14 protein-coding genes and 2 tRNA genes are annotated in these 20,942 nt (G+C 63.2%); 4 read left to right on the top strand and 12 right to left on the bottom strand.

What is annotated here, in order from left to right; all coding sequences use genetic code 11:
• Window positions 1–92 precede the first annotated feature (92 nt).
• From QMB55_RS02570 to fdnG, 8 genes are all read right to left on the bottom strand, one after another.
• Window positions 93–188 (bottom strand) — tRNA-Sec (locus QMB55_RS02570).
• Window positions 189–209: 21 nt separating this feature from the next.
• On the bottom strand, window positions 210–2,147 hold the full coding sequence (gene selB, locus QMB55_RS02565; protein WP_497587096.1) for a selenocysteine-specific translation elongation factor: 1,938 nt from the start codon (window positions 2,145–2,147) through the stop codon (window positions 210–212).
• A gap of 4 nt (window positions 2,148–2,151) precedes the next feature.
• Window positions 2,152–2,709 carry a flavodoxin family protein gene (locus tag QMB55_RS02560; RefSeq protein WP_497587095.1) on the bottom strand — a complete coding sequence of 186 codons (558 nt, stop codon included), beginning with the start codon at window positions 2,707–2,709 and terminating at the stop codon, window positions 2,152–2,154.
• Between the two features lie 16 nt (window positions 2,710–2,725).
• Entirely contained in the window at window positions 2,726–4,165 is a 1,440-nt protein-coding gene (selA, locus tag QMB55_RS02555; RefSeq protein WP_497587094.1) for an L-seryl-tRNA(Sec) selenium transferase, read from the bottom strand.
• A 47-nt stretch (window positions 4,166–4,212) separates the two neighbouring features.
• Window positions 4,213–5,166, bottom strand: coding sequence for a formate dehydrogenase accessory protein FdhE (fdhE, locus tag QMB55_RS02550; protein ID WP_497587093.1), 954 nt, complete (start codon window positions 5,164–5,166; stop codon window positions 4,213–4,215).
• A 65-nt stretch (window positions 5,167–5,231) separates the two neighbouring features.
• Window positions 5,232–5,852, bottom strand: coding sequence for a formate dehydrogenase subunit gamma (locus tag QMB55_RS02545; RefSeq protein WP_497587092.1), 621 nt, complete (start codon window positions 5,850–5,852; stop codon window positions 5,232–5,234).
• A complete protein-coding gene (gene fdxH, locus QMB55_RS02540) occupies window positions 5,849–6,745 on the bottom strand; it encodes a formate dehydrogenase subunit beta (RefSeq protein ID WP_497587091.1) in 897 nt (298 codons plus the stop codon). The genes QMB55_RS02545 and fdxH overlap by 4 nt, the downstream gene beginning before the upstream one ends.
• A 10-nt stretch (window positions 6,746–6,755) precedes the next feature.
• Window positions 6,756–9,821, bottom strand: coding sequence for a formate dehydrogenase-N subunit alpha (fdnG, locus tag QMB55_RS02535; RefSeq protein WP_497587090.1), 3,066 nt, complete (start codon window positions 9,819–9,821; stop codon window positions 6,756–6,758).
• Between the two features lie 223 nt (window positions 9,822–10,044).
• On the opposite strand from fdnG, the gene rlmB reads away from it, so the two are divergent.
• Window positions 10,045–10,782 carry a 23S rRNA (guanosine(2251)-2'-O)-methyltransferase RlmB gene (rlmB, locus tag QMB55_RS02530; protein WP_497587089.1) on the top strand — a complete coding sequence of 246 codons (738 nt, stop codon included), beginning with the start codon at window positions 10,045–10,047 and terminating at the stop codon, window positions 10,780–10,782.
• A gap of 57 nt (window positions 10,783–10,839) precedes the next feature.
• On the opposite strand, the gene QMB55_RS02525 is transcribed toward rlmB, so the two are convergent.
• Window positions 10,840–11,568 (bottom strand): hypothetical protein, encoded by a 729-nt coding sequence (locus QMB55_RS02525; RefSeq protein WP_497587088.1) that lies wholly within the window; start codon window positions 11,566–11,568, stop codon window positions 10,840–10,842.
• A 208-nt stretch (window positions 11,569–11,776) separates the two neighbouring features.
• Window positions 11,777–11,852 (bottom strand) — tRNA-Asn (locus QMB55_RS02520).
• A gap of 60 nt (window positions 11,853–11,912) precedes the next feature.
• Here QMB55_RS02520 and QMB55_RS02515 point away from each other — a divergent pair.
• Entirely contained in the window at window positions 11,913–13,889 is a 1,977-nt protein-coding gene (locus QMB55_RS02515; protein ID WP_497587087.1) for an AsmA family protein, read from the top strand.
• Window positions 13,890–13,953: 64 nt separating this feature from the next.
• Here the strand turns inward: QMB55_RS02515 and QMB55_RS02510 are convergent, their stop codons facing one another.
• Complete coding sequence (locus tag QMB55_RS02510; protein WP_497587086.1) at window positions 13,954–15,165, bottom strand: amino acid aminotransferase; 1,212 nt, start codon at window positions 15,163–15,165, stop codon at window positions 13,954–13,956.
• Window positions 15,166–15,322: 157 nt separating this feature from the next.
• On the opposite strand from QMB55_RS02510, the gene uvrB reads away from it, so the two are divergent.
• A complete protein-coding gene (gene uvrB, locus QMB55_RS02505) occupies window positions 15,323–17,395 on the top strand; it encodes an excinuclease ABC subunit UvrB (protein WP_497587085.1) in 2,073 nt (690 codons plus the stop codon).
• A gap of 3 nt (window positions 17,396–17,398) precedes the next feature.
• Entirely contained in the window at window positions 17,399–17,914 is a 516-nt protein-coding gene (locus tag QMB55_RS02500) for a low molecular weight protein-tyrosine-phosphatase (protein WP_497587084.1), read from the top strand.
• A gap of 64 nt (window positions 17,915–17,978) precedes the next feature.
• Here the strand turns inward: QMB55_RS02500 and QMB55_RS02495 are convergent, their stop codons facing one another.
• Complete coding sequence (locus QMB55_RS02495; RefSeq protein WP_497587083.1) at window positions 17,979–20,768, bottom strand: Rne/Rng family ribonuclease; 2,790 nt, start codon at window positions 20,766–20,768, stop codon at window positions 17,979–17,981.
• Between the last annotated feature and the right edge of the window lie 174 nt (window positions 20,769–20,942).

The raw sequence follows: 20,942 nt of genomic DNA, 5'->3' as shown, positions 1-20,942 counted from the left end.
TCAGGGTAATGCGACGCAGGATGCTTGGCGGCGGGCGTTGTCAGCCTGTAATGCTTAACGGCCGGCCCCACGACTCAGGGGCTTCAGTCGAATGGCGGAAGAGAGCAGGAGTCGAACCTACCCGGGCGCGTTTGACGCGCCCTACCGATTTTGAAGATCGGCCGCCCCACCGGGGAACGATCTCTTCCGTTGTAATGCATTGCGTAGCTTTATGCCGACGGCTTGATCGCCTCCGGCAGAACCGCTTGCGCTGATCCGGGAGCCGGCTGGCGCAGGACATGCGTATCGCGGACGCGTCGAGTGTAGCCGATGCGGTCGAAGAATTCGAGAATCTGAATCGCCACCTTGCGTCCGCCGCCGATCTCGTCGCGCAGCCGGGCCGCGAGCGCCGCCCCGTCGCGCTTACAGAGTTCAGCAATCTTCGTGGCGAGCGCGTCGACGGCGCTCGCGGCGAAGTAGTGGTCATGCGCCACGGGGTAGGCGTCGCCACAGCGGGCGATGCGCTTGAGCGTCTGGCGGACGCGCTCCTCGGGAAACGCAGTGGTCTGCGCAAGTTCGCGTACGCGCGGCGGGTTGTACGGCGCGGCGGCGAGCAAGGGCGCCAACAGCGTCCATAACTCGCGGTCGGCGGCGGCCAGCTGGATGCGGTGTTCGGGCAGGTGCAGCCAGGTGCCGCTCCGCAGCACGTCACCGGTGTTCAGCGCTTCGTCGAGCAGGGCATCGAAGGCCGGTCGTTCCAATGCCGGCAAGGTGAGGCGGCGCAGACGGTCGCGCTCGACCCCGGGCATGTCGGGGCTGCGCTGGTGTTCGTCGACGAGGGCTTGGCGCATGCGCGCGGCGAGGGACTGCCAGTGCGCGGACGAAAAGCCCGTGGCGCCGACACGGTGCAAGCCGCAGGCGGCAACGAGCGCATCAAGGGCTTCGGCGTCGAGGTTGGCGTTGAGCGCAAAGCGGGTCAGGTCGACGCCGCACAGCGCGGCTTCAGCCGCCTGGCTCAAAATTTCCGCCTGAGAGCCGGCGGCCATCGTCCGCAGCAAGGCGAGACGTTCGGGGCGGCGCTTGTGCCGACTGGGCGGAAAAATGTCGAGGACCTCGCCTCCAGCCAGCGTGCGCCGGGCGCTGGCATCGCGCAGGACGAAGCGGTCGCCTGCGAGCAGACCCACCGGGCGGTCGAGCTGCAGCTCAGCCAATCCGCTGCTTCCGGGGGGGAGCGTCTCGCCTTCGAGAAGGGCGAGGCGACCGGGCACATCGTCGGCGCCCAGATGCACGTGCACCGGCGTCCAGTGCGCCAGCGCGGCTTGCTGCGGCAGGACGCGCAGATGAACGGCGCAGCGCGTCTGCGGGGCGAACAGGGCCGGCGCGTGCAACCAGGCGCCGCGGTTGATTTCGTGCTTTTCGATGCCGGAGAGGGCCAACGCGATGCGTTCGCCAGCGCCGCCGGTTTCCGCCGGGCGGTCGTGCACACGCAGGCTGCGTACGCGCACGCTACGGCCAGAGGGAGAGAGTCGCAGTGTGTCGCCGACGCGGACACGACCGGCGGCCGCGGTGCCGGTGACGACCGTGCCGACGCCGGCGAGGGTGAACGCGCGGTCCACGGCCAGCCGGAAATGCCCGTGCTGTAAGCGTTGGCACGTGGTTTGCGCTGCCGCGAACAGGGTGTTGCGCAGTGCCGCGACGCCGGGATCGTCGGCGTTCTGTGCGCAGATGGGATGCACCGGCCAGTCTTCGAGGCCATGGGCGGCGAGGAGGTCGTTGACCTCGTGTCGCACCGCAGTGCGCCGCGCGGCATCGACGGTGTCGATCTTGGTCAGCGCCACGGCACCTTGGTGCAAGCCGAGCAATTCAATGATTTCGAGGTGTTCCCGGGTTTGCGGCATCGGCCCGTCGTCGGCGGCGACGACCAGCAGGGCGAAGTCGATGCCGGTGCTGCCGGCGAGCATGGTGTGGATGAGCCGCTCGTGGCCGGGGACGTCGATGAAGCCGATGCTGCCGCCCGGCGCCTCGGGACAGTCGAGGTAAGCGTAGCCGAGGTCAAGGGTGATGCCGCGGGCTTTCTCTTCCTTGAGCCGGTCGCAGTCCACGCCAGTCAAGGCTTTGACCAGCGTGGTCTTGCCGTGGTCGATGTGGCCCGCGGTGCCGACGATCATGTTGTCAGCCCGGGCGCCTGTTGAAGTGGTCTTGCGCGGCGGCCAGGGCTTCAGTGTCGGCGAGCACGGCGTCCGGGGCGCCGCCCTTGCCCCACAGCGGCGGCTGGAAGTCGAGGCCGAGAAATTCGGCGCACAGCCGGTAGCTGTCGAACATTGGCTGGGCTTTCTCGCGCCCGCCACTGGTGCTTACCACCCACAGGCGCTTGCCGGCCATACGCGCCTTGAAGTCCAGGCCGGGAACGCGCATCCAGGCGCTCCAGTGATCGAGGTAGGTCTTGAGTTCGGCGGGAATGGAAAACCAATACACCGGCGAGACAAAGACGAGGTCGCTGGCGGCGAGCGTCGCGTCGAGCAGGGTTTTGAGGTCGCCGTCCGGCATCGGGTAGGTGCCGGTGGTATGCCGGCGATCGACGAAGGGCGGCAGTTCAAGGTCGGCAAGGCGCAGCCAGGTCTGTTCGGTGTCGGCCGGCAAGGCCTGTGCGGCGTGGCGGGCGAGGGTTTCGGTGTTGCCGGTCTGGCCCGGTTCGCGGGTGCTGGCGTTGAGAAAAAGAAAGTGAGGCATGTCAGGGGGAGGATCGTTAAGAAACAGAAGGCGCGAAGTGCGACAACTGGGCGATGAACAGGCTTTCGTCCTGCGCTTCGAGCGTGCGCAGGTCGAGATGATACGCGTCGTCGTGCAGGCGTCCGATCACCGGTGTGGGCAGGGCGCGGAAGGCGGCTTCGAGGGCGCGCAGGGCGTGGCCGCCACGCTTGCCGGCGAAACGCTCGCAGCGCAGGACGAGCGCCGCCGAGGGCAGGCGCTCGACGGGCAGGGCACCGCTGCCGATCTGGCTGGCGCACGTCTGCACGCTGACGCTGACGGCCGGCCCGAGGGCCGCTTGCAGCAAGGGCTGCAGCCGTGCTGCAGCGGCCGAAATATCAGCTTCCTGGCGGGTCAATAGGCGGAGCGTCGGCAGGCGGGCGCACAGGCGGTCGGGATCGCGGTAGAGCTGCAGCGTTGCTTCGAGCGCGGCGAGTGTCGTCTTGCCGACGCGCAGGGCGCGCTTGAGCGGGTTCTTCTTGATCTTGGCGATCAGCGCCTTGCGCCCGACGATCAGCCCGGCCTGCGGCCCGCCAAGCAGCTTGTCGCCGGAGAAAGTGACGAGGTCAGCGCCGGCGGCGAGCGCCTGTTGCGGCGTCGGCTCGGACGGCAGGCCCAAGGCGGCGAAATCGGCCAGCGTGCCGCTGCCCAGATCGACGAGGAAGGGCAGGCCGTGGGCGCGGGCGAGGGCGGCGACTTCGACGTCCGCGACGCTCTTCACAAAGCCGGAAACAGCGTAGTTGCTGGTGTGCACCTTCATCAGCAACGCGGTTTTCGGGCCGATGGCCTCGGCGTAGTCGCGGGCGTGCGTGCGGTTGGTCGTGCCGACTTCGACGAGCCGGACCTGCGCCCGGCGCATGACGTCGGGAATGCGGAAAGCCCCGCCGATTTCGACCAGTTCGCCGCGCGAAACGACGGCTTCCTTACCTTGCGCGAGCGCGTTGAGGGCAAGCAGGACGGCGGCGGCGTTGTTGTTGACCACCGTCGCAGCGAGGTCGTCGGCGTGTGACAGGTCGGCGCCGAGCAGTTCGACGAGCAGCGGGGCGATGAGGTCGTCGCGGTCGCCGCGGCCGCCGTCGGCGAGGTCGTATTCGAGCGCGCAGGGGGCGCGTGCGGCCTGCGCCATGCGTTCGATGGCAAGCTCGGCCAGCTGGGCGCGGCCGAGGTTGGTGTGCAGCACCGTGCCGGAGAGGTTGAACACCGGGCGCAGGCGCGGCGCGGCGCTTTCTTCAGCGCGGCGGCGGATCGCAGCGAGCAGCTTGGCGTTATCCGGCACCGGCAGGCCGTCGCGTGCCGCGCTGCGCACGGCCGCCAGTTCGGCGCGCACGCAGGCGGTGACGAGGTGCCGGCCATGCGCCTCGATGTCGGCGTCGAGGCCTGCGAGCAGGCGGTCGACCGAAGGGATGCGACGGGTTTCCTGCGGTGTGTTTGGGTTCATGGTTTCACCCGGACCGGGCAGAAAATGAGGTTGTAAGGACAAGCGACTCAAGCGCCGGCACCGGCCAGCAAGAAATTCGGACCGCTGCGCGCGTAGCCGGCTTCGTCGAGCAGCAGGTCCAGGGCCAGCGTCGCCAGATCGTCGGCGACGGGGTCGACCTGCGAATCCTTCTCTTGATAGACGATCTTCAGGTAGCTGCGGCAGCGGTCGCAGGTCTCCGCGCGCACGGCGCCGTTTTGGTGTTCGATCTGCTGGTAGGCGACACTGGCCTCGTCGCCGCAGGCGGTGCAGGTGGCGCGCGGACGGTTCCACTCGGTGTTGCACAGCGCGCAATGCAGGTAGCGCAGGTTGTTGACCGCATCGTCCGTGCGTACCACGCTGGCCACCGGCGAGCTGCCGCAACAGGGGCACAGGGTGCCGTCTTCGACGTGGCCGAGGCTTGTCGGGTCGAGGCGTGCAGCCTGCGCGCTCCAGACAACCTGCAGCGCAGCACCAACGAAGGGCAGGAGGGCTGCGCTCGGCGGTTGTGCGGGCGCGTCCTGCGGGACGCCTCCGTCGTTCAGGAGCGCAAGCGCCAAAGCGTCGAAACGCTCCGGTGCCGCGATGAGCGCATCCAAGGCGGCACGCGCGGGTTCGGGCGCGCGAGGCTGCAGATTTTTGGCGAGTTCGCGCAGAGCACGGTGCCAGAGGCTGCGGGGCGGTCGATACCGTCCGGTCAGCACCGGCAGGGCATGGGCTCGGGACTGGGCGATGGCCTCGGCATCGGGGAGCGTCAAATCGGAGAGGTGGGCGAGGCTGGCTGTTGCGTCTTGTTGCGCGTCGCTCAGGTCGGCGAGAAAGGCGAGCCAGTCGCCAAGCGGATGGCCTTGGGCGAGCGTCCTGAAGCGTTTGGCGCGGCGGGCAAAAAGGGTCGCGACATCGGGCGCCAGGCTGCGGCGATCGGCATCGCCTGCAGGCGCGGGATCAATCGGGATGGCGGGCGTGACAGGCTGCGAATCCATGCGTCGTCCTGAAAAAAACAAACCCGCGGCCAGTGTGGCCGCGGGCCGGTGGGAATGCAAGCGGATTATTTCCCGGTCATTTGACGGTACCAGGCGCGGTGATGCTGTTTGGCCCAGGCGCGGGTGACGGTGCCGTACCACATCGCCCGGATCGTGCCGCGCGTCCAGATGGCGGCGTACACATGCACGATGATCACTGCGATCATCGCTACCGCCGAAGCGGCATGCACGACCGCGGCGAAGCGGACCAGTCCGACCGGGAAGTCGAAGTAGGCGCGCCAGAGCAACACGCCCGACCCCAGCAGGCACAGCATGCAGACGGCGGAAGCCCAGAAGACGAGCTTCTGGCCGCCGTTGTACTTGCCTTGCTCGGGCATGTTGTGGTCGTTGCCGTCGATCATTTCCTGCACCCGCGACAGCCATTCCCAGTCGGTCGGCGTCATCGCATTGAGGCGGTAGAAGCGAATGAAGATCGCCGCGAAAGCCAGCGCGAAGACGATGCCGACGAAGGGGTGCAGGATGCGCGTCCAGGTGCCGCCCCCGAAAAGTTGGGTGAGCGGGTAGAAGGCGGGGTGGAAGAAGGCCAGCCCGGAGAGCGTGAGCAGGATGAAGCAGATGCCCACGGTCCAGTGGTTGGCACGCTCGGTGGCGCTGTAGCGGCGCAGGTCTTTCGGGTCGCGGATCATGCGCGTTCTCCTTCACTTTCCTTCTCGACCTCGGCCTCGATCTCCTTGGCGACTTCGTTCGGCCCCTTGATGACGTAATGGAAGAGGCTACCGAGCGCCACGAGGCCCAGTGCGAAGCTGGCCAGGGGTTTGGCGGCGCCTTTCCACAAGGCAACGAGCGGGCTGACGCTCGGGTTTTCGGGCAGGTTGGCGTAGAGGCCGGGACGGTCGGCGTGATGCAGGACGTACATCACGTGCGTGCCGCCGACGCCGGCCGGATCGTACAGGCCGGCCTTGTCGTAGCCGCGCTCCTTAAGGTCAGTCACCCGCTTGCTGGCGTAATCCTTCATGTCCGTTTTGCTGCCGAACTGGATCGCGCCGGTCGGACAGGCCTTGACGCAGGCGGGGGCTTGGCCGACCGCAATGCGGTCGGAGCAGAGCGTGCATTTGTACGCCTTGCTGTCCTTCTTGGAGATGCGGGGGACGTTGAACGGACAGCCGGTCACGCAGTAGCCGCAGCCGATGCAGTTTTCCTGGTGAAAATCGACGATGCCGTTGGCGTACTGAATGATGGCGCCCGGGGCCGGGCAAGACTTGAGGCAGCCCGGATCGGAGCAGTGCATGCAGCCGTCCTTGCGGATCAGCCATTCGAGCTTGTTGTCCTGCTCGACTTCGGTAAAGCGCATGACCGTCCACGAGTTTTCCGTCAGGTCCATCGGGTTGTCGTAGACGCCGTGGCAGTTCCCGACTTCGTCGCGCACGTCGTTCCACTCCATGCACGCGACCTGACACGCCTTGCAGCCGATGCAGGCCGAGACGTCGATCAGCTTGGCGATCTCCATCGTTTGCCTGGCCTGGGGCGACGGCGTGGTCGTTGCCGAGCGCTGCTTGATGTCCAGCGATTGCAGTGCCATGTCAGGCCTCCTAGGCTTTCTCGAGGGTCACCAGGAACGCCTTGTATTCCGGCGTCTGGGTGTTGGCATCGCCGACGAACGGGGTCAAGGTGTTGGTCAGGAACCCAGGCTTGGTCGCCCCCTTGAAGCCGTAGTGGATCGGCAGACCGACCGTATGCACCTTGCGGCCGTCGACGTCGAGCGCCTTGATGCGCTTGGTGACCACCGCGACGCAACGCACGAAGCCGCGGTTCGAGCGCACCTTGACCTTGTCGCCGGCCTTGATGCCTTTCTCCTTGGCCAACTCCTCGCCGATCTCGACGAACTGCTCGGGCTGCATGATCGCGTTGATCTTCGACTGCTTGGTCCAGTAGTGGAAATGCTCGGTCAAGCGATAGGTGGTGGCGACGTAGGGGAAGTCCTTGCTGCTGCCGAAGGCCTCCATGTCGCCCTTGTACACGCGGGCTGCCGGGTTGCAGCGGGCCTTCGGGTTGTCCGGATGCATGGGGTTCTTCTCGAGCGGCGACTCGAAGGGTTCGTAGTGCTCGGGGAAGGGACCTTCGGCCATCATGTCGCGGGAGAAGAGGCGGGAGACGCCTTCCGGGTTCATGATGAAGGGCATCACTGCTTCTTCGGGCTTGGCGTCCGGGCGCATGTCCGGGACGTCGTTGCCGCCCCAGGCCGTGCCGGTCCAGCGCAATACCGTGCGTCGCGGATCCCAGGGCTTGCCCTGAAGGTCGCACGAGGCGCGGTTGTAGATGATGCGCCGGTTGGCTGGCCAGGCGAACCCCCAGTTGAGCGTCTGGCCGAGGCCCGACGGGTCGCTGTTGTCGCGTCGCGCGGCGTTGTTGCCGGCCGGTGACCAGACCCCGGAGTAGATCCAGTTGCCGCAGGCCGTCGAGCCGTCGTCGCGCAGCAGGGCAAAGCCGGGCAGTTGTTCGCCGGCTTTGAGCAGCACCTTGGTCGGATCCTTGGGGTCGGTGAGATCACTCAGTGCGCGCCCGTTGATCTCGCGCAGGAGCTCTTCGGGCGAGGGTTTGGCCGGCTGCACGTACGGCCAGGTCAGCTTGAGGATCGGCTCGGGGAAGGCTCCACCGTCGCTGGCGTACAGCTCGCGCAGGCGCAGGAAGAGGGCGGCCATGATCTCAGTGTCCTCGCGGGCGTCTCCGGGGCCGTCGGCCGACTTCCAGCGCCACTGGATGACCCGACCGGAGTTGGTGAACGTTCCCGCCGTTTCTGCGAAGAGCGTGGTCGGAAGGCGGAAGACCTCGGTCTGGATCTTGGTCGGATCAACTTCGTTGAATTCGCCGTGCGGTTTCCAGAACTCCGACGTGTCGGTCGCCAGCGGGTCCATGATCACCAGGTACTTCAGCTTGGCGAGCGCATCGCTGACCTTGCGCTTGTGCGCGACCGAGGCCAGCGGGTTGAAGCCCTGGCAGAAGAAGCCGTTGATCTGGCCTTCGTACATGCTGTTGAAGATCGACAGCACGTCGGACGCGCCGCCGAGCTTGGGCAGGTAGTCGTAGGCGAAGCCGTTATCCTTGTTCGCTGCGTCGCCCCACCAGGACTTGCACAGGCTGGTGAACCACTTGGGGAAGTTCTGCTGGAAATTCATCTGCCCGGGCCGCAGGGCCTTGGGCGTACGCTTGGCGAGGAACTCGTCGCGCGTCTTGTCGGCGTCGGTCGGCGCCGACAAGTAGCCCGGCAAGTTCTGCGCGTAGAGGGCGAAGTCGGTGATGCCCTGAACGTTGGCGTGTCCGCGCAGGGCGTTGATGCCGCCACCGGCCATGCCCATGTTGCCGAGCAGGAGCTGGATGATGGCCATGCAACGGATGTTCTGAGAACCGACGGAATGCTCGGTCCAGCCCAGCGCGTAGAGGTTGGTCATCGTCCGGTTCGGCGCCGCAGTGCTGGCGATGTACTCGCAGACCTTGAGGAAGGCGTCTTTGGGCGTGCCACAGACTTTGGCCACCACGTCGGCGGTGTAGCGGGAATAGTGATCCTTGAGCAGCTGGAAGACGCAGCGCGGGTTCTGCAGCGTTTCGTCGATCGCCGCCTGGCCGTCCTTGTCGAGTTGATAGGACCAACTCGCTTTGGCGTAACTGCGCTTGGCCTCGTCGTAGCCGGCAAAGAGGCCGTCGTCGAAACGATAGTTTTCGTCGACGAGGAACGCCGCGTTGGTGTAGGCCTTGACGTAGTCGTGATGAATCTTGTCGTTAGCCAGCAGGTAATTGATGACGCCGCCCAGGAAGGCGATGTCCGAGCCTGGGCGCAGCGGCGCATAGAAATCGGCCACCGATGCCGTGCGATTGAAGCGCGGGTCGACGACGACCAGCTTGGCCTTTCGGGTTTTCTTGGCCTCGATCACCCATTTGAAGCCGCAGGGGTGCGCTTCGGCCGGGTTGCCGCCCATGACGAAAATCAGATCAGCGTTCTTGATGTCCACCCAGTGGTTGGTCATCGCGCCACGCCCAAAACTCGGAGCCAGACTGGCCACCGTGGGGGCGTGTCAGATGCGGGCCTGGGTATCGAGTGCGGTGATCCCGAGGGCACGAACCGTCTTGACCGTGAGGTAGCCGGCTTCGTTGCTGGCCGCCGACGAGGCCAGGAAACCTGTGGTCGGCCAGCGGTTGACGGTGACGCCTTCCTTGTTTTGGGCGACGAAATTGGCGTCGCGGTCGGCTTTCATGTGTTTGGCGATGCGCTCGATGGCGTCGTTCCAGGAGATGCGTTTCCACTCGCTGGCACCGGGCTCGCGCACTTCCGGCCACTTGAGCCGGTTCTCACTCTGGATCATGTCGCGCAGGCCCGCACCCTTGGGGCAGAGCGTGCCACGATTGACGGGGTTGTCCGGGTCGCCTTCGATGTGGATGATTTCGGCGTGGGCGTTTTTGGACTTGTCGCCGCTGGTGTAGATCAGCACGCCGCAGGACACCGAGCAGTACGGGCAGGTATTGCGCGTCTCGGTGGCGCGCGCCAGCTTGAAGCTGCGCACTTCCGCCAGCGCGGCGGTGGGCGAGAAGCCCATCAGCACGATGGACGAGCCCCCGATCCCGGCCGTACAAACCTTGAAGAATTGTCGCCGTGTTACGTTCATTGAGCCTCCCCTGCGTAAGGCGCTACGTTCATGACGTAGCGTGAAACAAGCGGAAAACACCAATCAGCACACTGTCGATCGGGCGTCGCTGCAAGAAACGTGCGCGCCACGTTTTTGATTCTAGATCATGGGCGTAGGGTCGGATGGTTTTTCGATCATTGCTGCCGTGTGGGACAAGAAAGGTAGAATGTCGCCTTTACCGAACGCTACCCACTGACACCACATGTCCCATACAAGTTTCATCTACGGCTTTCACGCCGTCGTCGCCAAATTGCGCCACCAGCCCGACGCCATCGTCGAGATTTTCATCGATGCCGGCCGGAATGACGCCCGGGCGCGCGATCTGCTGCGTCACGCGGAATTGCAGGACGTGCGCGTCCTGACTGTCGACGGCAAGCGCCTGGAAGGCATGGCGGGCGGCGGGCGGCGGCATCAAGGCGTGGTGGCGAGGGTCAAGCTCGAATCCCGCCAAGTGACGCTGGACGACGTGCTTGACACTCTGGAAGAGCCGCCTTTCCTGCTGGTGCTCGACGGTGTTCAGGATCCGCACAACCTGGGGGCTTGCCTGCGGGTGGCGGATGCGGTCGGGGCGCATGCCGTGATCGCCCCAAAGGACCGCGCGGTGGGATTGACGCAGACGGCGGCGAAGGTGGCGAGCGGCGCGGCTGAGAGCGTGCCCTACATCACCGTGACCAACCTCGCGCGCACGCTGCGCGAACTGAAGGAGCGCAACATCTGGGTGATCGGCACCGATGCCGAGGCGCGCGAAGACCTTTATGCCGCCACGTGGCCTGCGGGCACGGCCTGGGTGCTTGGCGCCGAAGGCGATGGCATGCGCCGCCTGACGCGCGAGACCTGCGACCAGTTGGTGACCATCCCCATGCTCGGGTCGGTGCAAAGCCTCAACGTCTCGGTGGCGGCTGGGGTGTGCCTTTACGAGGCGCGGCGCAGACGGGGGTAGGCAGTGCAGCACGCGCGGCGGAGGAATCCGCCGTTTGTGCACTTTTCGTGTCTCAATTCAAAGCGAGAAAATCTTCTGATAACTCGCGATCCCGCTCGCCGTGAGCGCGCTGTTCAAGCGCAAGCCAGCCTGTTCGGCGCTCGCTTGTGCCGCGTCAGCCATGGCTTGCTGTGCCGTCTGGCGGGATTCAAGATTGCCGGCCTGTGTGTTCAGATTTTTCAGCGCAATGTTCAGGTGGCTGTTGTCTGACAGCGTGCGATCTGCCACCTGGGCGATTTCCTGGCCGATGCGGTTGGCGGCGGTGTTGGTTCCGCTGGGGTTGTCCTTGACGGCAGCGGCAAACGTTGCACTGTCGAAGACCAAGCGCCCGTCGGCCTGCTGGCGGACCCCCAGCGCCTGAAGGTCGGTGCGTGCGCTGTCGCTGGCGAGCGCTCTTTGTAGATCGTTGCTCGGCGATTGTCCTGTTCCCGGCCCCGCAGCAGTGCCGGCTGCGCGCGCGGCATTGTAGTTATCGACCAGTTTTTGCAGGCCAGCGCGCAATTCATTCGGGGATGTGGTGGCGCTGGTTGTCTTGGCCAGCGCGCTTGCGCTCGATTGCACCTGGGCCAGGGTGGACTTGACCTGGCCTAGGGTCGAAATCTTCGCTTCCGTCGTCTGGATCTGCTGGTCAAGGCGTGAAGCCGCCTGCTCAAACGCCTTGCGGGCGGAAGCCGATGGCTGTGTGACGGAGGATGTGGAGAGCAGTACGGACGCCCGTGCTGCATCGCTGATGCCGGAGATGTTCATGTCGACCTCACCATGCTGCACATTCACTATAGTCCCGGGAAGGGGGAGCGCAAGCATTCTTGTGCGGCGATGTGCTTCTTGTTGCGGTGTCGATCTTTTTCTCGATATGCTTTGCGAATGATCGTTTTGGCAGTTGGAGAAAAATGTGTCCGATCAAAAGCACAAAAAGCAAATAGCCCGCACTGGGCGGGCTATTTGCTTGCATCTCTGGCTCCTCGACCTGGGCTCGAACCAGGGACCTACGGATTAACAGTCCGGCGCTCTACCGACTGAGCTATCGAGGAACAACGAAGCCAGCATTATAGAGACCTCCAGGGCAGTCGTCAACACGTTTTTGGAAAAAAATGGATAACGAAATCGTCTATCGGAAGACCCCCGCCGGAGACCAGGCGATGCGACAACGTAAACGCCTGATGCAGCGCAATTTGCGGATGGTCTTGATCCTCGTCGATGGCGTGTCCCCAGTGTCAGAGCTGGCGAAAAAAACGGGCGACGCGCAGCTAACGGCCAGTGCCTTGGGCGAACTGCTTCAAGGCGGATTCATCGAGCCCCTTCCGGCACGCGAGGTGCTGACGAAGATCGACTCGCAAGTTCTGGTCGGTGGAGAGAAGGAAAAAACAGTCACCCGTGTTGGCGACACTGCGCCAGAGCAACCTGTTCCGGTCGCCGCTTCATCGGGGGCTGCGTCGCCGCCCCGATTGGCGCCCGAGGCTATCGAAGCGCGGCCGCGGACTTCATTCTTGAGCGGATTGTTGGGTAAAAAAAAGGAAGAAGATCACGGCGGGGCGGCGGGGTCAAAAACGTCCTCAACTCTTGCGCGTCAGCGGGAAAAGCAACCGGCAGGGGAGGCGCAGGGCGAGATGAAGGACAGCGAGCTGAGCCTTTTCAGCACGTTCTCGCAGGAGCCCAAAGCGGTGCAAGCGCCTGGCAAGAAAATGCCGGCGCCAGCCCAAATCAAGCGGGATCGCTTGCAAGGAAAAATTGATCGGAGCGAGGCCTCCTTCGAGACGATCAGCATGTCGAAAGTGAGTGCTCGAAGCAAGGAAGCCCACAAGACAGCAGTCGACAACTCGGATTTCAAGCAACGTCTCGAGCATTCGAAAACCCGCCTGAAAGGGCGTTGGTGGCTCGTGCCGCTGTTGTTGTGCCTCGTCCTTGGCGTCGGTTTTGCCCTTTTTTCCGTTGAACGTTACGTGCCTCAAATCGAGCAGAAGCTGCTTGCCGCCACTGGCAGCGAGGTTCGCGTGGAAGCCGTCGATGTAACGTTCAAGCCCCAGCCGGCGCTTGTTTTGAAGGGAGTGCACATTGGTAAGGGGCAAAGCGTTTTGCGCGCGGAGAACGTTCGTCTGGGCGCTTTTTCGGCGTTGGGCCTTTTGTTTTCCGACACCGCGCGAATTGATGTTTTGGAGGTGGCGGGCATCGATTTCGGGCATGAAAACTTTACTGCTCTGCCCGCGCTCCTGGCGTCGCTCTCGCGACCGGAGGGGCATGTGTCGGTTCGCCGTATCAATTTCGAACGCGTGAGTCTGTCCTTGTCTGGATTGCGCTTGGAAAACCTGCAGGGCGAGGCGGTGCCGGCAACGGCAGTGCAGGAGGCGCTCAAGCTCCGTTCGACGGACCGCAGCCTCAGCTTGACCCTTAAACAGGACGGGGGACATGTTGCGTTGTCACTTGAGGTCTATGGGTGGCGCCCTGTTCCCGATTCGGGGGTACAGATTGATTCACTGAGCCTGACGGGCGTGGCCAAGCCACAAGACTTTAATGTGTCCGCCTTCGATGTGCGTGTGTTCAATGGTGCGTTTCGCGGACGTGGGGTGATCTCGGGCGGCGAGGTGTACCGCGTATCCGGTGATCTGAGTTTCGAACACCTTAATGCCGGGAGAATGTCCGAAGTTTTGGCCGGTGGCGCCTTGGTGCAGGGTGAAGCTGCGGGGGAGATGTCCTTTTCCGCTCGTGCTCCGAACTGGCAGGGACTGTTTGCGCAGTTTGAAGCCGAGGGGCGCTTTTCGTTTGGCCGCGGCGGATTGCGCGGAATCGATTTCGTCGAGGCAGTGAGACGGAGCGGCGACATCGTTCAAGGGGGCGCGACGGCTTTCGAACAGTTGTCGGGGCGTTTCCGTGTTCGTCAAGGCAACGTACGATTCTCCGACCTGAGCATGAGCTCGGGTTTGATGCAGTCGCGGGGTAACCTCGACATTGCCGCAGAGGCACGCCTGCAGGGGCGCTTCGAGTTGCAGCTCAAAGGCAGTGCCAATCAGACCCGGATTCCGATTGCTGTGACCGGGAGCGTCAAGTCGCCCGTGGTGCAGATGAACCGTTAGTTAGGCGTGCAGCAGGCAAAAAAATGCCGGGGCATGCCCGGCATTTTTTTGCGCGTTAAGAATTTCAGAGCACTTGCGCAATGGCCTTGGCGACGTAGTCGACGTTGCGCTGGTTGAGTGCCGCGAGGCAGATGCGTCCGGTGCTGACTGCGTAGATGCCGAATTCGCTCTGCAAAACAGCGACCTGTGCCGACGAGAGTCCGGTATAGGAGAACATGCCGCGTTGCTTGGTGACGAACGCAAAGTCTTGTTTGACGCCATTGGCCTTGAGTGCCTCGACGAGGCCGCTGCGCATGGTGCGGATACGGTCGCGCATGGTGGCGAGTTCGCCCTCCCATTCTGCGCGCAAGGCCGCATCGGAAAGAACGGCGGCAACGATCGCTGCGCCATGGATTGGTGGGTTCGAATAGTTGGTGCGGACCAGGCGCTTGAGCTGCGAGAGGACACGACTGCTTTCGTCGCGCGAGGCGGTTACGATCGACAGGGCGCCGACACGCTCGCCATAGAGCGAGAAGGACTTCGAGAAGGAACTGGAGACGAAGAACTGCAAGCCGGAGGCAACGAAGAGGTTCAAGGCCACGGCATCTTGGCTGATGCCGTCCGCGAATCCCTGATAGGCCATGTCGATGAAGGGCAGCAACCCTTGCTCGCGAACGATGTCGATGATCGCGCTCCACTGGGTCGCGTCGAGGTCGGCGCCGGTGGGATTGTGGCAGCAGGCATGAAGCACAACGATTGATCCCGGAGCCATGCTGGCGAGTTTGGCTTTCATTCCCTCGAAATCGACGCCACGTGTGGCCGGGGCGTAATAAGGGTAGGTTTCGACCTGAAAACCTGCGTTTTCAAACAAGGCTCGGTGGTTTTCCCAGCTGGGGTCGCTGATATAGACCATAGCCTCGGGATTCAGGCGCTTGAGAAAATCCGCGCCGATCTTGAGTGCACCGGTTCCACCCAGAGCCTGGGCGGTGACGACGCGACCGGAATTGACGATTTCAGCGTCTTGGCCGAAGAGCAGGGCTTGAACCGATTGGTTGTACGCCGGGAGACCTTCAATCGGCAGGTAGCCGCGCGAAGGCGCGCTGTCGAGGCGGTTTTTTTCCGCTTTCCTGACTGCATTGAGCAGAGGAATCTTGCCGTTGTCGTCGAAATAAACGCCGACCCCAAGGTTAACCTTGGTCGGACGGTTGTCATTGGCGAAAGCCTCGTTCAGACCCAGAATGGGATCGCGGGGAGCCAGCTCCACCGCCGAGAAGAAGGAGGTCACGGAAGAAGTCATCTGCAGGTCACTCTTTACGGTTCGGCATGGTTTCGAGCGCGCGCAAGGTCTTTGGCGCCGACCATTGGGTTATCGGGAAAAATCGGAGACAATCGTATTTGCTTTTCATCATTCAAAAGTGTGATGCAAAGCATTACGATTTTTCGAGAATACCGATATGTCGCAAAGCGTGCAACCGCCGAGTATTTCTGAGGTCCGCGGCTTCCCCGGGAGCCCATTCAAATTGCATCAGCCGTTCGCCCCTGCAGGCGATCAGCCGAATGCAATCGAGCAATTGGTCGCTGGTCTGGATGACGGGCTTTCCTTCCAGACTTTGCTCGGGGTGACGGGGTCTGGGAAGACCTACACCATGGCCAACGTCATCGCCCGCACTGGGCGGCCGGCTCTGGTGCTGGCCCCGAACAAGACGCTGGCGGCGCAGCTCTATTCCGAATTCCGCGAGTTCTTTCCCGAGAACGCGGTCGAATACTTCGTTTCGTATTACGACTACTATCAGCCCGAAGCTTACGTCCCCGCGCGCGATCTGTTCATCGAAAAAGACTCGGCGATCAACGAGCACATCGAACAGATGCGTCTGTCGGCCACCAAGAGCCTGCTGGAGCGGCGCGATTGTGTGATCGTGGCCACGGTGTCGTGCATCTACGGCATCGGGGACCGCGACGAGTACCATAAAATGATCCTCACCATGCGTGTCGGAGATCGCCTCGGGCAGCGCGACATCATCAAACGTCTGGCCGAGATGCAATACCCCCGCAACGAGACCGATTTTCAACGCGGAACCTTCCGCGTGCGCGGCGACGTGATTGATGTTTTTCCGGCCGAACATGCCGAACACGCGATCCGCATTTCATTGTTCGACGATGAAATTGATGGCCTGCAGTCTTTCGATCCGTTGACCGGGCATTTGCACAAGAAACTGTCGCGGTTTACCGTGTTTCCGTCGTCGCACTATGTGACGCCGCGCGCCACCGTACTCCGGGCCATTGAGGCGATCAAGATCGAGCTGCGCGAGCGCATTGCTCACTTCAATCAGGAAGGTCGACTCGTAGAAAGCCAGCGCATCGAGCAGCGCACGCGCTTTGACCTCGAGATGCTGGATCAGCTCGGTTTCTGCAAGGGCATCGAAAATTACTCGCGCCATTTGTCCGGGCGCGGCCCTGGTGATCCTCCGCCGACATTGCTGGATTACCTGCCGTCTGATGCTTTGATGTTCATCGACGAATCGCACGTCGCGGTTCCTCAAGTGGGCGCCATGTACAAGGGCGACCGTTCGCGTAAGGAAAACCTAGTGCATTACGGTTTCAGGCTGCCGTCGGCGCTCGACAACCGGCCGCTGAAATTCGAAGAGTACGAAGCGCTGTTACGACAGACGATCTTCGTTTCCGCGACGCCCGCCGAGTATGAGCGTACGCACCAAGGGCAGGTGGTCGAACAGGTCGTGCGCCCGACCGGCCTCGTCGATCCGCAGATTCACGTTCGCCCGGCAACGACCCAGGTTGACGACCTGCTTTCCGAGATTCGCTTGCGTGTGGCGCGTGATGAGCGTGTTTTGGTCACCACGCTGACCAAACGCATGGCCGAAGAGCTGACCGATTATCTAGGCGAGAACGGCGTCAAGGTGCGTTATTTGCACTCCGACATCGATACCGTGGAGCGGGTCGAGATCATTCGCGATCTGCGCTTGGGACATTTTGCCGTGCTGGTCGGGATCAACCTGCTACGCGAAGGCTTGGATATTCCGGAAGTCTCGCTGGTGGCGATTCTGGACGCCGACAAGGAGGGCTTCCTGCGTTCGGAGCGCTCCTTGATCCAGACGATTGGGCGCGCTGCCCGGCACCTTGAAGGCACCGCCATTCTTTATGCGGATCGAATTACCGATTCGATGCGTCGGGCGATCGACGAGACGGAGCGCCGGCGGACGAAGCAAATGGCTTTCAACGAAGCGCATGGGATTACTCCAAGGAGCGTGAGCAAGCGGATTCGCGACATCATCGACGGAGTTTACGACCAGGCGACCGAAATTCGCGAGTTGAAGGCTGCCGAGACGGCCGCCGACTATGAGGCAATGAGCGAAAAGAAGCTGACCCGCGAGGTCAAGCGCCTCGAGAAAGAGATGGCTAAATGCGCACAAAACCTGGAGTTCGAGCAGGCCGCGCTGTTGCGTGACGAGTTGTTCCGCGTCAAAGCCTTGCTCTTTGGCGCGAATCATCACGACGAGGAGCAGGATTAAACGATGCGCGTCCAGGAAAAACGGTCTGAAGAACGCATGCCGACGATCAGGGTGCTGTTCGTTTGTGTCGGGAACATCTGTCGTTCTCCGACGGCGGAAGGCGTTTTCCGGAAAATGCTTGAACAGCGCGGATTGAGTGGGTGGCTTGAGGTCGACTCGGCAGGAACCACTGCATATCACGAGGGTGAGCCGCCAGACCTGAGAGCGCAACGTGCGGCACGGGCGCGCGGCTACGATCTGTCTGGAATGACCGCCCGACGCCTCGGTGCGCAGGATTTCGAGGCTTTTGACCTGATCCTTGCCATGGATGCAGGGGTGTTGGCCGAAATGCAACGTCGTTGCCCCGAGCATCGGCGGGATCGGCTGAGGCTCTTCATGGATTTTTCGAGGCTGAAATCGAGTCGGGATGTCCCCGATCCTTACTACGGAAGCGATGACGGTTTCAATCGCGTGCTCGATATGGTCGAAGAAGGCGCGGCCGGCGTAGTCGAGGCCTGTTTGGCGATGAGGCGGGCTTGATTGATCATCGAACAATAAAAAAGCGCCCCGGAAGGGGCGCTTTTTTGAGGAGTAAACTCCGGTCTTACTTCTGCGTTTCGACCATGACCAGCGGTTCTTGCTCGACCTGGACCGGTGCAGGGCGCCGACGGCGAGGACGCTGAGTTTCCGGCTCGACCTGCTCGGGAGCCCAGGCCTGAGCCTTGCTGGCACTGGTTTCGACCATGACCAGTCCGCTCGATGCCAGCGACTGCTCGATGCTGGCCGGTGCGACATCAACGACCGGCGCCTGCTGAACAGCAGTGGGGGCGATCGGGAGGGCGGCGGGCATCGGCTCAGCGAGTTCGGGCTCCGGTGAGGTCTTTACCTCGACGGGCTCGGAGGCGAATGCCGGTGCTTCGACTGCGGTCGGCTGAATGGCTTCGGTCGTGACAACAGCGATGCTTTCAACGGCTTCAGGCGCAGGAGGAACGACGGCAGGCGTGAGGGGCGGCTCGGCGGCAGGCGTCTGAGCCACTTCGCTAGCGACGCCGACATGCTCGACCGGTTTCGGCTCGGCGACGTCTGCGGCAGGCGCTGGCGTTTCCGCATGGGCAACCGACATTGCTTCGGCTGTGACGACAGGCGCTTGTTCGGCAGCAGCAACGGCGGTGACCGCTGCAACCGTCCCGGCTACGGCGAGCGGTGCGCTCACGTCGACGGTGGTTTCTGCACCCTCTACGACGGGATTCTCGGCGCGCTGGTTGCGATCCCGACGGCCACCGCGACGGCCGCGGCGGCGACCACCGCCGGTGCCTTCATCCTGAGTGGCGGTGTCGGTTGGGAGTTCAGTTGCCGTTGTTTGGGCGAGCAGCTTTTCGTCAGTCTGCGGGGTGACAGCTTGCACATCCTTGCGCGGTTCACGCGGCTCGCGTGGTTGGCGGCGGTTCTCACGCGGCTCGCGGGCTTGCTGTTCGCGCGGTTCGCGGGCTTCCCGCGGCGCTTGCTCACGGGCTTCCTTGGCCTCGCGTGGCTCGCGCGGTTTTTCCTCGCGTGTGGGGCGCGGCTCACGGTTTCCGCGCGTTTCGCGTTCCTCGTTGCGCCGGGTGCCGCGCGGGCCGCGACGGCTGTCGCGGTGTTGTTCCTGGCGTGCGCCGCCCTGGCGTTGCTTCTTCTCGCTTTGTTCCGGCTTGACTTCCGGTGTGCCGCGGAACCAGCCCATGATGCGCGCGAACAGGCCGGGGGCTTCGTCGGTTTTCGGCTTTTCTTCGACGATCGGCGCGGGTTGCGCGGGGGTGATGCCCTTGATTGCGGCTTCCTGACGTGGTGCGCGCGGCTCGCCCGTCGTGCCGGCGGCCTTGGGGGCTTCCTCGGGCGGGGTTTCGACCATTTTGTACGAGGGCAGCGACTGATCGTCCTGATTCAACTCGTCGTGACGCAGGCGCTGGATCGTGTGCTGAGGCGTCTCGAGGTGGATGTTCGGGATCAGCAGGATGTTGACCTTGTGGCGCATCTCGATGGCCTGGATGTCCGGGCGCTTCTCGTTGAGCAGGAAGGTCGCGACATCGACGGGAACCTGGACATGAACGGCGCCCGTGTTCTCCTTCATCGCCTCTTCTTCGAGGATGCGCAGGATGTGCAGGGCGGCCGATTCGGCGCTGCGGATGTGGCCGGTGCCGGAGCAACGCGGGCAGGGGATGTAGCTCGTTTCGGCGAGCGCCGGACGCAGGCGCTGGCGGGAGAGTTCCATCAGCCCGAAACGGCTGATCTTGCCGGTTTGGACACGTGCACGGTCATGGCGCAGCGCGTCACGCAGGCGGTTCTCGACTTCACGCTGGTTGCGCTGGTTCTCCATGTCAATGAAGTCGATGATGATCAGGCCACCAAGGTCGCGCAGGCGGAGCTGGCGGGCGACTTCTTCGGCGGCTTCGAGGTTGGTCTTGAAGGCCGTTTCCTCGATGTCGGCGCCACGCGTGGCGCGCCCGGAGTTGACGTCGACCGAGACCAGCGCTTCGGTGTGGTCGATGACGATGGCACCGCCCGAGGGCAGGTTGACCTGGCGCGAATAGGCCGATTCGATCTGGTGTTCGATCTGGAAGCGCGAGAACAGCGGCACGTCGTCGCGGTAGCGCTTGATGCGATTGACCGTCGCCGGCATGACATGGGCCATGAACTGGCGTGCCTGCTCGAAGACGTCGTCGGTGTCGATCAGGATTTCGCCGATGTCGGGCTGGAAGTAATCACGGATCGCGCGGATGACGAGGCTGCCTTCCTGATAGATCAGGAAGGCGCCTTTCTGCTGGGTGGCCGCGCCTTCGATGGCTTTCCAGAGTTGCATCAGGTAGTTGAGGTCCCACTGCAGTTCTTCGGCGGAACGGCCGATCGCAGCGGTGCGCGCGATCAGGCTCATGCCCTGCGGAACCTGCAGTTGATCCATGACTTCGCGCAGTTCGGCGCGCTCGTCGCCCTCGACGCGGCGCGAAACGCCGCCGCCACGAGGGTTGTTGGGCATCAAAACAAGGTAGCGGCCGGCGAGACTGATGAAAGTCGTCAGCGCTGCGCCCTTGTTGCCGCGCTCGTCCTTGTCGACCTGGACGATGATTTCCTGGCCCTCACGCAATGCTTCGCGGATGGTCGCCTTGCCGGCTTCGACACCGGGCTGGAAATAGGCGCGAGAGATTTCCTTGAACGGCAGGAAGCCGTGGCGTTCCGATCCATAGTCGACGAACGCAGCTTCGAGACTGGGCTCGATGCGCGTGATTACCGCCTTGTAGATGTTGCTTTTCTTTTGTTCCTTGGCGGCCGATTCAATGTCGAGGTCAATAAGTTTTTGACCATCGACAATGGCGACACGGAGTTCTTCGGCCTGTGTCGCATTGAAGAGCATGCGTTTCATGATGGGCTCCCGCGCGCGATCACGGGGGGAGCGCCTTTGCAGGCAGCGACGGATTAGTTGATGGGCATGGGACGCTTCTTGGGCTTTCCAGTGGGGCAACTAATAGGTTTGCTTCGCTGTGGTTACGACTTCGATTCCTGCGTAATCAGGAATACTGGAATCTGCTTCGGGCGA

Origin of the sequence: Propionivibrio sp. (assembly GCF_041441355.1) — a bacterium.
GTDB lineage: Bacteria > Pseudomonadota > Gammaproteobacteria > Burkholderiales > Rhodocyclaceae > Propionivibrio.
This window is presented reverse-complemented; position numbering and strand designations above follow the sequence as displayed.